13 protein-coding genes are annotated in these 13,342 nt (G+C 71.9%); 2 read left to right on the top strand and 11 right to left on the bottom strand.

Annotated features, from left to right (window positions below):
- Positions 1–157 precede the first annotated feature (157 nt).
- The 10 genes from ruvB to pgsA all read right to left on the bottom strand — a co-directional run bounded on the left by ruvB (position 158) and on the right by pgsA (position 8,370).
- Positions 158–1,228, bottom strand: a complete 1,071-nt coding sequence (gene ruvB, locus ACWCPN_RS10510; RefSeq protein ID WP_199209802.1) for a Holliday junction branch migration DNA helicase RuvB — start codon at positions 1,226–1,228, stop codon at positions 158–160.
- Positions 1,229–1,256: 28 nt separating this feature from the next.
- A complete protein-coding gene (gene ruvA, locus ACWCPN_RS10515; RefSeq protein ID WP_392401981.1) occupies positions 1,257–1,862 on the bottom strand; it encodes a Holliday junction branch migration protein RuvA in 606 nt (201 codons plus the stop codon).
- Positions 1,859–2,398, bottom strand: a complete 540-nt coding sequence (gene ruvC / locus ACWCPN_RS10520; protein WP_451204147.1) for a crossover junction endodeoxyribonuclease RuvC — start codon at positions 2,396–2,398, stop codon at positions 1,859–1,861. The genes ruvA and ruvC overlap by 4 nt, the downstream gene beginning before the upstream one ends.
- Positions 2,399–2,535: 137 nt before the next feature.
- Positions 2,536–3,288, bottom strand: a complete 753-nt coding sequence (locus ACWCPN_RS10525; protein WP_199209805.1) for a YebC/PmpR family DNA-binding transcriptional regulator — start codon at positions 3,286–3,288, stop codon at positions 2,536–2,538.
- 49 nt (positions 3,289–3,337) lie between these two features.
- Positions 3,338–3,943 carry a pyridoxal 5'-phosphate synthase glutaminase subunit PdxT gene (gene pdxT, locus ACWCPN_RS10530; RefSeq protein WP_401135643.1) on the bottom strand — a complete coding sequence of 202 codons (606 nt, stop codon included), beginning with the start codon at positions 3,941–3,943 and terminating at the stop codon, positions 3,338–3,340.
- A gap of 13 nt (positions 3,944–3,956) precedes the next feature.
- On the bottom strand, positions 3,957–4,862 hold the full coding sequence (pdxS, locus tag ACWCPN_RS10535) for a pyridoxal 5'-phosphate synthase lyase subunit PdxS (protein ID WP_199209807.1): 906 nt from the start codon (positions 4,860–4,862) through the stop codon (positions 3,957–3,959).
- A gap of 126 nt (positions 4,863–4,988) precedes the next feature.
- Entirely contained in the window at positions 4,989–5,531 is a 543-nt protein-coding gene (locus ACWCPN_RS10540; protein ID WP_451204149.1) for a hypothetical protein, read from the bottom strand.
- Between the two features lie 48 nt (positions 5,532–5,579).
- A complete protein-coding gene (locus ACWCPN_RS10545; protein WP_451204151.1) occupies positions 5,580–6,740 on the bottom strand; it encodes a glycosyltransferase family 4 protein in 1,161 nt (386 codons plus the stop codon).
- Complete coding sequence (locus ACWCPN_RS10550) at positions 6,737–7,645, bottom strand: phosphatidylinositol mannoside acyltransferase (RefSeq protein ID WP_451204152.1); 909 nt, start codon at positions 7,643–7,645, stop codon at positions 6,737–6,739. The genes ACWCPN_RS10545 and ACWCPN_RS10550 overlap by 4 nt, the downstream gene beginning before the upstream one ends.
- Entirely contained in the window at positions 7,642–8,370 is a 729-nt protein-coding gene (pgsA, locus tag ACWCPN_RS10555; RefSeq protein WP_451204533.1) for a phosphatidylinositol phosphate synthase, read from the bottom strand. The genes ACWCPN_RS10550 and pgsA overlap by 4 nt, the downstream gene beginning before the upstream one ends.
- 249 nt (positions 8,371–8,619) lie before the next feature.
- Between pgsA and ACWCPN_RS10560 the strand changes: the two genes are divergently transcribed.
- Both ACWCPN_RS10560 and ACWCPN_RS10565 read left to right on the top strand, forming a co-directional pair.
- Positions 8,620–10,818, top strand: coding sequence for an elongation factor G-like protein EF-G2 (locus ACWCPN_RS10560; RefSeq protein ID WP_451204154.1), 2,199 nt, complete (start codon positions 8,620–8,622; stop codon positions 10,816–10,818).
- A gap of 210 nt (positions 10,819–11,028) precedes the next feature.
- A complete protein-coding gene (locus ACWCPN_RS10565; protein ID WP_451204156.1) occupies positions 11,029–12,675 on the top strand; it encodes a hypothetical protein in 1,647 nt (548 codons plus the stop codon).
- 39 nt (positions 12,676–12,714) lie between these two features.
- On the opposite strand, the gene ACWCPN_RS10570 is transcribed toward ACWCPN_RS10565, so the two are convergent.
- Positions 12,715–13,278, bottom strand: a complete 564-nt coding sequence (locus ACWCPN_RS10570; RefSeq protein ID WP_451204157.1) for an HIT family protein — start codon at positions 13,276–13,278, stop codon at positions 12,715–12,717.
- Between the last annotated feature and the right edge of the window lie 64 nt (positions 13,279–13,342).

Genomic DNA, 13,342 nt, shown 5'->3' on the forward strand with positions numbered 1-13,342 from the left:
TTTCCTTCGCGCGACCGCGCGGTGAGAGCGGCCTGTTGATGGGGGTGGGTCGGCGCCGCCCGCAAGGGCGGCATCGGCGGAGTCTAAGCGAGTCCGCGCGCATGGAACAACGCTCAGCATGGCACCTGGGTTCCTGCCCCCGCCAATGCCCTCGCCGTCACGCCCCGAACAGGTCCTGTTGTCCGTTTCCCCCGGTGGCCGTGCGGGGCGGGGTCAGACCGAGGTGCGCCCAGGCGGCCGGGGTACCGACCCGGCCGCGCGGGGTGCGGGCCAGCAGTCCCTCCCTGACCAGGAAGGGCTCGGCGACCTCCTCGACCGTCTCGCGCTCCTCGCCCACCGCGACGGCGAGCGTGGACAGACCGACCGGACCGCCGCCGAACAGCTTCAGCAGCGCCTCCAGCACGGCCCGGTCGAGGCGGTCAAGGCCGCGCGCGTCCACTTCGTAGACGGCGAGGGCGGCCCCGGCGATCTCGCGGGTGATCACACCGTCCGCCTTGACCTGCGCGTAGTCCCGGACGCGGCGCAGCAGACGGTTGGCGATACGGGGCGTCCCGCGGGAGCGGCCGGCGATCTCGGCGGCGCCGTCCGCCTCGATGCCGACGTCGAGCAGGCTCGCCGAGCGGTGCACCACGCGCTCCAGCTCGTGCGGCTCGTAGAACTCCATGTGCGCGGTGAAGCCGAAGCGGTCGCGCAGCGGGGGCGGCAGCAGGCCCGCGCGCGTGGTGGCGCCGACCAGGGTGAACGGGGGCAGCTCCAGGGGGATGGCGGTGGCGCCGGGGCCCTTGCCGACGATGACGTCGACGCGGAAGTCCTCCATGGCCATGTACAGCATCTCCTCGGCGGGCCGGGACATGCGGTGGATCTCGTCGAGGAAGAGGACCTCGCCCTCCTGGAGCGAGGAGAGGATCGCGGCGAGATCGCCGGCGTGCTGGATGGCGGGGCCGGAGGTGATCCGGATGGGGGCGCCCATCTCGGCCGCGATGATCATCGACAGGGTGGTCTTGCCGAGGCCGGGGGCGCCGGAGAGCAGCACGTGGTCGGCGGTGGCGCCACGCGCGCGTGCGGCACGCAGGACGAGGTCGAGCTGTTCGCGGACCTTCTCCTGGCCGATGAACTCGTCGAGGTCCTTGGGGCGCAGGGCCGCCTCGACGGCCTGGTCCTCGCCGTCGGCGGCGGAGCCCACCAGCCGCTCGGGGGCGGCGGAGTCGGTCGTGTCGTCCCAGTTCATGTGGTGTGCCTCGGGGTGGTGGAGTCGGTCAGCGGGCGCGGTTCAGGGTCTGCAGCGCTGCCTTCAGCAGCTGACCCACCTGTGGGGTGCCGCCCGCGGCCTCGGCCTGGGGGGTCACGGCGGCGACCGCCTCGTCGGCCTCGCGGGTGGCGTACCCGAGGCCGATGAGGGCCGCGTGCAGCTGGTCCCGCCAGCCCTGGGTGACGGGCGCGCCCACCACGGGGGCGCCGACCGGCGCGCCGAGGCGGTCCTTCAGCTCCAGCAGGAGTTTCTGGGCGCCCTTCTTGCCGATGCCGGGCACGGCGGTGAGCGCCTTCTCGTCGGCGGTGGCGACGGCCCGGCGCAGTGCGTCCGGCGTGTGCACCGCGAGCATGGCCTGGGCGAGCCTCGGTCCGACCCCGCTGGCGGTCTGGAGCAGCTCGAAGACCTGGCGCTCGTCGTCGTCGGCGAAGCCGTACAGCGTCAGGGAGTCCTCACGGACGACCAGGGAGGTGTGCAGCTTGGCGGGCCGGCCCTGGCGGAGGGTGGAGAGGGTGTTCGGCGTGCACTGGACTGCCATGCCGACGCCGCCCACCTCGATCACCGCCGCGTCGGGGGCGAGCGCGGCGACCGTGCCGCTGAGGAAGGCGATCATGCCGTACGGCCTTTCGTTGCGTGGGCCGAGTGCAGAGCCACGGCCTGCTGGAGTCGGTTCTGCGCGGGGGCGCGCCAGATGTGGCAGATGGCGAGCGCGAGGGCGTCGGCGGCGTCGGCCGGCTTGGGCGGCGCGGAGAGCCGGAGCAGCCGGGTGACCATGGCACCGACCTGTGCCTTGTCGGCCCGTCCGCTGCCGGTGACGGCGGCCTTGACCTCGCTGGGGGTGTGCAGGGCGACCGGGATGCCGCGGCGGGCGGCGCACAGCATGGCGACCGCGCTGGCCTGGGCGGTGCCCATCACCGTGCGCACGTTGTGCTGGCTGAACACCCGCTCCACGGCGACGAATTCGGGCCGGTGCTCGTCCAGCCAGGCCTCGATGCCCTGCTCGACGGCGACCAGGCGGTGCCCCAGCTCGGCGTCCGCGGGCGTCCGTACGACGCCGACGCCGATCATGGTGAGCGGGCGCCCCGCGACTCCCTCGACGACACCGACACCGCACCGGGTCAGGCCGGGGTCCACCCCCAGTACGCGCACCGCGCCCTCCCTCTCTGGTCATCCGCGGACGCCTGGTGATCCACGGATGCCGCCAGGCTAACGGCTGCCTCTGACAACGGCGGCGGGCCGGTGGACGTGTTCCACCGGCCCGCCGTACCGCTCAGCACACGGCGGCGCTACGCGTCGACCTTCTCCATGATCTCGTCGCTGACGTCGAAGTTGGCGAAGACGTTCTGCACGTCGTCGCTGTCCTCGAGCGCGTCGATCAGCTTGAAGATCTTCTTGGCGCCCTCCTCGTCCAGCTCGACCTGGACGGACGGCACGAAGCTGGAGTCGGCGGAGTCGTAGTCGATCCCGGCCCCCTGGAGGGCGGTGCGGACCGCGACCAGGTCGGTGGCCTCGCTGATGACCTCGAAGGTCTCACCGAGGTCGTTGACCTCCTCGGCGCCCGCGTCCAGGACGGCACCGAGGACGTCGTCCTCGGACAGCTCGCCCTTGGGGACGATGACGACGCCCTTGCGGCTGAACATGTACGACACCGAGCCCGGGTCGGCCATGCTGCCGCCGTTGCGGGTCATGGCGACGCGCACGTCGGAGGCGGCGCGATTGCGGTTGTCGGTGAGGCACTCGATGAGGACGGCGACACCGTTCGGGCCGTAACCCTCGTACATGATCGTCTCGTAGTCGGCGCCACCGGCCTCGAGACCACCGCCGCGCTTGATCGCGGAGTCGATGTTCTTGTTGGGGACCGACTGCTTCTTGGCCTTCTGGACGGCGTCGTAGAGAGTCGGGTTGCCCTCGAGGTCGACGCCGCCCATGCGCGCCGCGACCTCGATGTTCTTGATCAGCTTCGCGAAGAGCTTGCCGCGCTTGGCGTCGATCACGGCCTTCTTGTGCTTCGTCGTAGCCCATTTAGAGTGGCCGGACATCTGCCTGTCTCCTTCGCTTAACCCATCTCTGCAACGAACTCCAGAGATCCTACAAGGACTCCGGTGCCCGGTCGGCGCGCACCATGTCGACGAAAAGCGAGTGCACGCGGTGGTCGCCGGTCAGTTCGGGGTGGAACGACGTGGCGAGCACGTTGCCCTGGCGGACCGCGACGATGTGTCCTTCGTGCTCGGCGAGCACTTCGGCCCCGGCGCCCACGGACTCCACCCAGGGAGCGCGGATGAAGACGCCCTCCACAGGATCGCCCGCGATGCCCCGGACGTCGACCGCGGCCTCGAAGGACTCGTTCTGACGTCCGAAGGCGTTGCGGCGCACGATCATGTCGATGCCGCCGATGGTCTCCTGGCCCGAACGCGGGTCGAGGATCTTGTCGGCGAGCAGGATCATGCCGGCGCACGTGCCGTAGACGGGCATGCCGTCGCGCACGCGCGCGCGGAGGGGTTCCATCACTCCGAAGAGGACGGCCAGCTTGGAGATGGTGGTCGACTCGCCGCCGGGCAGCACGAGGGCGTCGACCTCGGCGAGTTCCTCGGGGCGCCGCACCGGCCTGGCCACGGCGTCGGCCGCGGCCAGGGCGATGAGGTGCTCCCGTACGTCGCCCTGGAGCGCCAGGACGCCGATGACGGGGGTGTTCATGTGCCGTGTCGCCTTACCAGCCGCGGTTGGCGTAGCGCTCGGTCTCGGGCAGGGTGTCGCAGTTGATGCCGACCATGGCCTCGCCGAGGTTGCGGGAGGCGTCCGCGATGATCTTCGGGTCGTCGTAGAAGGTGGTGGCCTTCACGATGGCGGCGGCGCGCTTGGCCGGGTCGCCGGACTTGAAGATGCCGGAGCCGACGAAGACGCCCTCGGCGCCGAGCTGGCGCATCAGCGCGGCGTCGGCCGGGGTGGCCACACCGCCGGCGGAGAAGAGGACCACCGGGAGCTTGCCCAGCTCGGCGACCTCCTTAACCAGCTCGTAGGGGGCGCGCAGCTCCTTGGCGGCGGCGTACAGCTCGTGGTTGTCGAAGCCGCGCAGGCGGGCGATCTCGTTCTTGATCTGGCGCAGGTGGCGGACGGCCTCGACGACGTTGCCGGTGCCGGCCTCGCCCTTGGAGCGGATCATCGCGGCGCCCTCGGCGATGCGGCGCAGGGCCTCGCCCAGGTTGGTGGCACCACAGACGAAGGGGGTGGTGAAGGACCACTTGTCGGAGTGGTTGACCTCGTCGGCCGGGGTGAGCACCTCGGACTCGTCGATGTAGTCGACGCCGAGGGACTGCAGGACCTGGGCCTCGACGAAGTGGCCGATGCGGGACTTGGCCATGACCGGGATCGAGACGGCGTCGATGATGCCCTCGATCATGTCCGGGTCGGACATGCGGGCCACGCCGCCGTCCTTGCGGATGTCGGCCGGGACCCGCTCCAGGGCCATGACGGCGACGGCGCCCGCGTCCTCAGCGATCTTCGCCTGCTCCGGCGTGACGACGTCCATGATCACGCCGCCCTTGAGCTGCTCGGCCATGCCGCGCTTCACACGGGCGGTGCCGGTCTCGGGAGCCTGGTTGTCGGTGGTGGACACGGGTGACCTCACTGAGTGGAGAAGGGTGACTGCACGGATGAGGAAACGCGAGGGGACCAGTCCACAGCAAGGGCCAATGCCGACCCGGTGGATCGTTTTGCGCGGTCGCGGGGCGCGGCGCCGGGTTCAGGCGGCCCGTTCCACCAGGGCCGCGGGCGGCTCGTCGTCCATCTCGAAGGCCAGCGGGAACGGCGCGTGGCCGGCCAACCGGAACCAGCGCACCTTGCGGTGCTCGCGGAGCCTGCGGGCGGCCCCCACGGCGTCGTTGTGGAAGCGGCGGGCCATGGGGACCCGGCGTACCGCCTCGGCCAGCTCACGGGCCGCCTCGTCGCCGCCCGGGGCCTCCCGGACGACCTCGACCTGCCGCGGGTCCTCGAACACCGCGCGCAGGGCCTGGCTCAGCTCGCTCTCCGCGACCTCCCGTTGCTCCTCCTCCGCCTGCCGGGCGGCGTGCGCGGCCTCGTAGAGCACTATCGAGGCGGCGGGGTCGAGGACGCCCGAGGTGGCCAGCTCCTGGGCCACGGAGGCCCGCCGCAGCAGCTGGGCGTCCAGCGCGGCCCGCGCGGCGTCCATGCGCACGTGCAGCCGGTCCAGCCGCCCGGCCGTCCAGCTCAGATAGACGCCGACGGCGACGAGGGCGAGGAGGATCCAGATGAGGGTTGCGGTCACGGGCGAAGGCTATCGGGACGCCCCGGCCGTGCCGTCGCCCCCGTCGGTTCAGTCCCGGGCCAGCCCGAACCGTGACCGCCGGCCCGGTCGCTCGTCCGCGGCCACCGCCGCCGTTCCGGTGGTGACGGTCTCGTACACCGACAGGATGTCGGCGCCGACCGTCGACCAGTCGAAGCGGCGCACGTGCGCGCTGCCCCGCTCCCGCAGTTCGGCGCGCCGCTCCGGGTCCGCCAGCAGGTCCACGGCCGCCCGGGCCAGCGCGTCGGCGTCCTCGTTGGCGAAGACCTCGCCGGCCTTGCCCTGGTCGAGGACCTGGACGAAGGCGTCCAGGTCGGAGGCGAGGACGGGGGCGCCCGCCGACATCGCCTCGACCAGGATGATGCCGAAGCTCTCGCCGCCGGTGTTGGGCGCGACGTACAGGTCGACGCTGCGCAGGAAGCGGGCCTTGTCCTCGTCGCTGATCATGCCGAGGAACTCCACGCGCGAGCGCAGCTCCGCGGGCAGCTCCTCGACGGCCGCCTCCTCGTCGCCGCGTCCCGCGACCAGCAGCCGGGTCTGCGGGCGGGCGGCGAGGATCTTCGGCAGCGCCCTCATCAGCACCGGCAGGCCCTTGCGGGGCTCGTCGATACGGCCGATGAAGCCGATCGTGTCGCCCTGCCACCCGGGCCTGGGCTCGGCGTCGGCGAAGAAGTCGACGTCGACGCCGTTGGGGATGACCACCGCGTCCCCGCCGAGGTGCTCGACCAGGGTGCGCCGGGCGTACTCGCTCACCGCGATCCGCGCGCTGATCTTCTCCAGCGCGGCCTGCAGGATCGCGTAGGCGGCGATCATCGCGCGCGAGCGCGGGTTGGAGGTGTGGAAGGTGGCCACGATGGGGCCCTGCGCAGCCCAGCAGGTCAGCAGGCCGAGCGAGGGGGACGTCGGCTCGTGGATGTGGACCACGTCGAACGCGCCCTCGTGCAGCCAGCGGCGCACGCGCGCGGCCGACAGGAAACCGAAGTTCAGCCGGGCCACCGAGCCGTTGTACGGCACCGGGACGGCGCGGCCGGCCGACACGACGTACGGCGGCAGCGGGGTGTCGTCGTCGGCGGGCGCGAGGACGGAGACCTCGTGGCCGAGCCGGATGAAGTACTCGGCGAGGTCGCGGATGTGGAACTGGACGCCGCCGGGCACGTCCCACGAGTACGGGCAGACGATCCCGATTCTCACGAGGGTCCCTTCGTGGGGTCCAGGTCGGCGAGCCACAGACGCTGGAGCATGTGCCAGTCCTCCGGGTGCTCGGCGATCCCGGTGGCGAAGGCGTCGGCGAGCGACTGTGTCATGGCGGACGTCTTCTCGGCGCGCGTACCCGTCTGCGGTACCTCGATCGGGGGATGCACGCGGCCCTTCATGACCGGGGAGTCGTCGTACCGGAGGGTGACGGGCAGCAGCAGCGCGCCCGTCTGCTGGGCCAGCAGGGCAGGTCCCGCGGGCATCCGGGCCCGGTCGCCGAAGAAGTCCACCTCGGTGCCGGACGCGGACAGGTCGCGGTCGGCGACCAGGCAGACCAGGCCGCCGTCGCGCAGCCGCCGGGCCAGGGTGCCGAAGGCCGAGCCGCCGCTGTGCGGGAGCACCTCCATGCCGAGGCCCTCGCGGTAGGCGACGAAACGGTCGTAGAGGGTCTCGGGCTTCAGCCGCTCGGCGACCGTGGTGAACGGGGTCCCCAGCTCGGTGGTGACCCAGGCGCCGGCGAGGTCCCAGTTGGCCAGGTGCGGCAGCGCAATGATCACACCGCGGCCGGAGGCGAGCCCGTCGGTCAGGTGGTGGAGGTCCTTGGGCTGGAAGCCGCCCCTGACGCGTTCGGGGCTCCAGGCCGGGAGCCGGAACGACTCCATCCAGTAGCGCAGGTAGGAACGCATGCCCGCGCGCGAGAGCTCGGCCAGCCGCTCCGGGCCGGCGTCGGGCACCACGCGCGCGTAGTTGGCCTCCAGACGCAGTACGCCCTTGCCGCGCCGCTTCCAGGCGAGGTCGGCGATGGTCCGGCCGAGGCGGACCGCGACGGGTTCGGGGAGGTTCTTGACGGTGCTCCAGCCGAGCCCGTACAGCGCGTCGGTGAGCCGGTCCGCGGTGCTCACTTGGCCGCCTCCCTCCCCTGGGAGGCGTTCTCCCCGGCCGCCGCCTCGGCCTCGGCGGACTCGCGGCGGACGGTGACGACCCGCTGGATCAGCGTCACGAGGCTGCCCACGGCGACGATCCACAGGGCGACCGGCAGCAGCCACTGGATGCCCGGCACACCGAACTTGTGCAGTCCCGCGAAACCGGCCGCGACCAGCGAGATCACCAGCCGCTCGGCGCGTTCGACGAGCCCGTTGACGGCGACCGGCAGGCCGATCGACTCGCCGCGCGCCTTGGTGTACGAGACCACCTGGCCGCTAGCCAGGCAGAAGATCGTGACGGCGCACAGGACGTTGTCGTTCCCGTTGCCCGCGTACCACAGCGCGAGGCCGCCGAAGATCGCGCCGTCGGCGACCCGGTCCAGGGTGGAGTCCAGGAAGGCGCCCCAGCGGCTGGAGCGGCCGAGCTGGCGGGCCATGTTGCCGTCGACCAGATCGGAGAAGACGAAGAGCGTGATCACGACCGTGCCCCAGAAGAACTCGCCTCGGGGATAGAAGACCAGCGCGCCCGCCATCACACCGGCGGTGCCGATGAGCGTGACCGTGTCGGGGCTGACACCCCGGCGGATCAGAAACGCGGCGAACGGCGTGAGGACACGCGTGAAGAATGCACGCGCGTACTTGTTCAGCATGGCCTTCCCGACGGTCGTTGTCGCCGTGGCCCTGGTGGCCTCCGGCTGGCCCATCGTAGTCACGCGTGCGCGTGCGTGACGGGCGGGCACCCGTGAGCCCGCACCGGCGCCTCGCGCGCACCCCGGGGCGCGGGCGGGCGTGGCGTGCCCGAGGCGCCGTGGCCGTTCGCGGCCGTTCGTATGGACGCGGCGTTACGGGAGTGGAAAGCTCGAAGGACCGCGGGCGTCGCCGGAGCCGCCAGAGCACGCGGGTCCCGCGTGTCCGCGCCCACAGTGACCTCACCGTGCACGGGAGGCAGGATCATGGGCGACAAGGCACAGACACATCCCGGAGCCGCCGGCAGGGCAAGGGCGGCCGACCACCCCGCGTCCATTAGGAATGTGGTGCTGGTCGGCCACTCCGGATCGGGCAAGACCACTTTGGTGGAGGCCCTCGCGCTGACCGCGGGGGCGGTGAACCGGGCGGGCCGCGTGGAGGACGGCGGCACCGTCTCCGACCACGACGACATCGAGCACCGGCAGCAGCGATCGGTGCAGCTCTCGCTGGTCCCGGTCGAATGGGACGGGATCAAGGTCAACGTCCTCGACACTCCCGGATACGCGGACTTCGTCGGGGAGCTGCGGGCCGGTCTGCGTGCGGCGGACGCGGCCCTCTTCGTCGTCTCGGCCTCGGACGGGGTGGACGGCTCGACCCGGATGGTCTGGGAGGAGTGCCAGGCCGTCGGTATGCCCCGGGCGATCGTGGTGACGCACCTGGAGAGCGCGCGCGCGAACTTCGAGGAGATGACCCGGGTCTGCGCGGAGGCGTTCGGCGCCGACGACCCCGACGCCGTGCTGCCCCTGTACCTGCCGCTGCGCGGCCCCGAGGGCCCCGACGGGCACGCTCCGGTGACGGGCCTCGTCGGCCTGCTGTCGCGGAAGCTGTTCGACTACTCGACCGGTGAGCGCAAGGAGTCCGAGCCCGGTGAGGACCAGCTCCCGGACATCGAGACGGCCCGCGACCGGCTGATCGAGGGGATCATCGCCGAGAGCGAGGACGAGACCCTCATGGACCGCTACCTGGGCGGCGAGCGGGTCGACGTCAAGACGCTGATCCAGGACCTGGAGCGGGCCGTGGCACGCGGCACGTTCTTCCCCGTGCTGGCCGCCGCCCCCGCCGCCGAGGGCGCCCGGCAGGGCCTCGGCACGGTGGAGCTGCTGGAGCTGATCACCGGTGGGTTCCCGACGCCGTTCGAGCACCCCCTGCCAGGGGTCACCACGATCGACGGCAGGACGCGGGAGCTGAAGGCCTGCGACACGGAGGGCCCGCTGGTCGCCGAGGTGGTGAAGACCTCCTCCGACCCGTACGTCGGCCGTATCTCCCTGGTCCGCGTCTTCTCCGGCACCCTGCGCCCCGACGAGACGGTGCACGTCTCCGGGCACGGGCTGACGGACCGCGGGCACGAGGACCACGACGTCGACGAGAAGATCGGCGCCCTGTCCACCCCGTTCGGCAAGCAGCAGCGCCCGGTGACGCACGCCGTCGCCGGCGACCTGGTGTCCGTGGCCAAGCTCGGCCGCGCGGAGACCGGTGACACCCTCTCGGCCAAGGACGACCCGCTCCTGATGGAGCCCTGGCGGATGCCCGACCCGCTGCTGCCGCTCGCCATCCAGGCGCACAGCAAGGCCGACGAGGACAAGCTCTCGCAGGGCCTGGCCCGCCTGGTCGCCGAGGACCCGACGATGCGCCTGGAGCAGAACCAGGACACCCACCAGGTGGTGCTGTGGTGCCTGGGCGAGGCGCACGCGGACGTCGCCCTGGAGCGGCTGCGCAGCAGGTACGGCGTCCAGGTCGACGTCGTCCCGCACAAGGTCTCCCTGCGGGAGACGTTCGCGGTGAAGGCCGCCGGGCGCGGCCGGCACGTGAAGCAGTCCGGCGGGCACGGGCAGTACGCCATCTGCGAGATCGAGGTGGAGCCGCTGCCCGGCGGCTCGGGCGTCGAGTTCGTCGACAAGGTGGTCGGCGGTGCCGTACCGCGCCAGTTCATCCCGTCCGTGGAGAAGGGCGTGCGGGCGCAGGCGGCCAAGGGCGTCGCGGCGGGCTATCCGCTCATCGACGTCCGGATCACGCTGCTGGACGGCAAGGCGCACTCGGTGGACTCCTCCGACGCCGCCTTCCAGACGGCGGGCGCGCTGGCGTTGCGCGAGGCCGCCGCGGGCGCGCGGATCCATCTGCTGGAGCCGGTGAGCGAGGTGGGCGTGCTGGTCCCGGACGACTACGTGGGCCCGGTGATGAGCGACCTGTCGAGCCGGCGCGGCCGGGTGCTCGGCACCGAGCAGGTGGGCTCGGGCCGGACCCTGATCCGGGCCGAGGTGCCCGAGTTCGAGATCGGGCGGTACGCGATCGACCTGCGCTCGCTGTCCCACGGCACGGCCCGCTTCGACCGCGCCTACGCGCGGCACGAGCCGATGCCGCCGCAGATCGCCGAGCGGATCCGCGAACAGGCGGGCGAGGCGCCGTGACCGACCCCGGTCGGCTCCGGGCGCCGGTGGGCGGCTTCGGCCGTCCACCGGCGCGCTGTCGGTGGCTGCGGATACGCTGATCACCTGATCACGTCGTGCCGAAGTCGTGCGGTTGTCATGCCGATTCGGCAGGTTGGCCTGTTCAACAGGTGTGCGGGGCAGTGAAGTCGGGAAGGCCGCAGGAGCGACACCGGCGGCGAGGGGGCGGGAATGTCGGTTGGTACGGAGTGGGACGGCCCGCAGGTGCCCGTCTCCGGCGACGAGGGACAGGCGGCGACGTACGCGCTGGCCTCGGCGGCCTACCGGGACAACGTGATCGAGGACATCAAGAAGACCGACAACGAATGGCACCAGTCGACCGTCAAGGCCGGCCGGATATCCCTGCTCAAGCCCAATCTCGGCGAGGCCTTCTCACGGGCCGTGGTCGACCGCATGCTCGCGCCGGGCCGCAAGCCGCTCATCCAGTCCTTCGGCGCCGAGCCCCAGGTCGTGGTGGAGCACGCGCTCGCGGCGAACAACATCCGCCGCGAGCGCGACAACCGGCTGTCCGTCGTCGTGGTGCTGTGCGGGCTGATCTTCCTGCCGGGGTTCATCGGCTGGCTGCTCGTCTTCCAGCTGCGCACGTTCGTCGCCAAGCGCGACGACCGGCGCGCCGGGACGCTCGCCACCGTCCTGCTCACCGGGGTGGGCGTGCTCGCCGCGCTCTTCCTGCTGAAGATGCCCTTCGGCGGATTCTGGGGCTGGTACGCGCGGGGCTGTGTCGTGATCCCGGTGCTCGGCTGGTTCTGGGCCAAGCGGATCTGCGAGCGCAGCGCCCGGGATCTGCGGGCGCGCTGGGAGGGCCTGCTCTCCGGCAGCAGCGTCGGCGCCAAGGTGCCAGAGGCCGTGCCGCGCGCCCCGGGCGAGACCGCGGCCGAGCAGCTGCGCCAGTCGCTGGCCCGGCTGGGGGCCGAACAGCGGTCCAACTCCGTCTTCTACGCCGGCCCCAAGGGCATACTCGGCATGGGCACCCGCTGGGGCTCCTGGCAGCTCGCCGAGGACCTGGAGCCCGCCGACGCCACCCGGGAGATCCACCCCTTCCGGAGCTGGGACGTCATACGCGCCATCCACGACCAGCTCCGCATGCTGGAGCGGGGACCGCTGAACACCGGCGGTTTCCCCCGCCCCTCGATACGGCACTGGATCGTGACGCCCATCGGGGAGAACGCCAAGGAGGTGTCCCGGCCCGAGGGCACGGACGTCGAGGCGTTCCAGATCAAGCAGCACGCGATCCAGGACATCTGCAACAAGCAGCAGTTCGGCAGCGGTGACCGGCACTACCTGGGCGTGCAGTGGACGCTGTGGGACGGGCAGCTCGTCATCACCATGATGATCACGGTGACGGTGCTCCACGAGACGCTGCGCATCGAGGTGACCGGGCACGCCCTCGGACCGGTGAACCCGCTGTTCACCACGAAGCCGACGGCGCCCACCAAGGAGGTCGCCAAGTCGCTCAAGCCCTGGGAGAACCGCACCGTCAGCCTGCCCCTGGTGCCCACCGACGAGGTGGTGCGGCTCACCGCGCGCGCCCCGCTGACCTGGTACCCGCCGATGCTCAAGTGGCTCGGCGGCTCGCTCGTCCTGCCGGAGCCCTTCGGGCTGCGGCACGCCTGGGCGGACCAGCCGTGGCGGCACCGGTTCATGGCCGACGACGCGCTGCGCGCGGCCACTCCCGTACTGCGGGTGGTGCACTCGGCCGCGATCCGGGTGCTGAAGGACAACGGCGTGGACACCGAGAAGTTCGGCAACCGCTCGTCCGTCCTCAGCGGCCTGGTGCAGGACCCGACGCCGCGGAAGGCCGACCTCTACGACGCGTGACGGTGACGGGTGCCCTCGGAACCGAGGGCACCCGCGGGCCTACGCCGACGCCGGCCAGGCCTCCGCCAGCATCTTCCTGGTGTCCGCCAGCAGCTGCGGCAGCACCTTGGTCTGGCCGACCACCGGCATGAAGTTCGTGTCGCCGCCCCAGCGCGGGACGATGTGCTGGTGCAGGTGGGCGGCGATCCCCGCGCCGGCCACCGTGCCCTGGTTCATGCCGATGTTGAAGCCGTGCGCGCCGGACGCGGTGCGCAGCGCGGTCATCGCCTGCTTGGTCAGCTCGGCCAGCTCGGCCGTCTCCGGCAGGGTCAGGTCCGTGTAGTCGGCCACGTGCCGGTACGGCACGGTCATCAGATGGCCGCCGTTGTACGGGTACAGGTTGAGGACCGCGTACACGTGCTCGCCGCGGCGGACGATGAGGCCGTCCTCGTCGGACTTGGCCGGGATCGAGCAGAAGGGGCAGCCGTCGTCGGCCCCCGGACCGGTCGGCTTGTTCTCGCCCTGGATGTAGGCCATCCGGTGGGGCGTCCACAGGCGCTGGAACGCGTCCTGCGTCCCCACTCCGATCTGCTGTTCCGGCTCACTCGTCATGCAAGGCAGCATATGGCTTCGCCCGTTCGCGGCGTGTCGCCGGGGCGGAGGGAAGGCCGTCACCGGCCAAGCTGGG

It is taken from the genome of Streptomyces sp. NPDC002386, assembly GCF_053593175.1.

What these genes read in the sequence shown, in the direction of transcription:
- ruvB (WP_199209802.1), bottom strand. Translation starts at nt 1,228, where the DNA reads ATGAACTGGGACGACACGACCGACTCCGCCGCCCCCGAGCGGCTGGTG.
- ruvA (WP_392401981.1), bottom strand. Translation starts at nt 1,862, where the DNA reads ATGATCGCCTTCCTCAGCGGCACGGTCGCCGCGCTCGCCCCCGACGCG.
- ACWCPN_RS10525 (WP_199209805.1), bottom strand. Translation starts at nt 3,288, where the DNA reads ATGTCCGGCCACTCTAAATGGGCTACGACGAAGCACAAGAAGGCCGTG.
- pdxT (WP_401135643.1), bottom strand. Translation starts at nt 3,943, where the DNA reads ATGAACACCCCCGTCATCGGCGTCCTGGCGCTCCAGGGCGACGTACGG.
- pgsA (WP_451204533.1), bottom strand. Translation starts at nt 8,370, where the DNA reads ATGGGCCAGCCGGAGGCCACCAGGGCCACGGCGACAACGACCGTCGGG.
- ACWCPN_RS10560 (WP_451204154.1), top strand. Translation starts at nt 8,620, where the DNA reads ATGGGCGACAAGGCACAGACACATCCCGGAGCCGCCGGCAGGGCAAGG.
- ACWCPN_RS10565 (WP_451204156.1), top strand. Translation starts at nt 11,029, where the DNA reads ATGTCGGTTGGTACGGAGTGGGACGGCCCGCAGGTGCCCGTCTCCGGC.
- ACWCPN_RS10570 (WP_451204157.1), bottom strand. Translation starts at nt 13,278, where the DNA reads ATGCTGCCTTGCATGACGAGTGAGCCGGAACAGCAGATCGGAGTGGGG.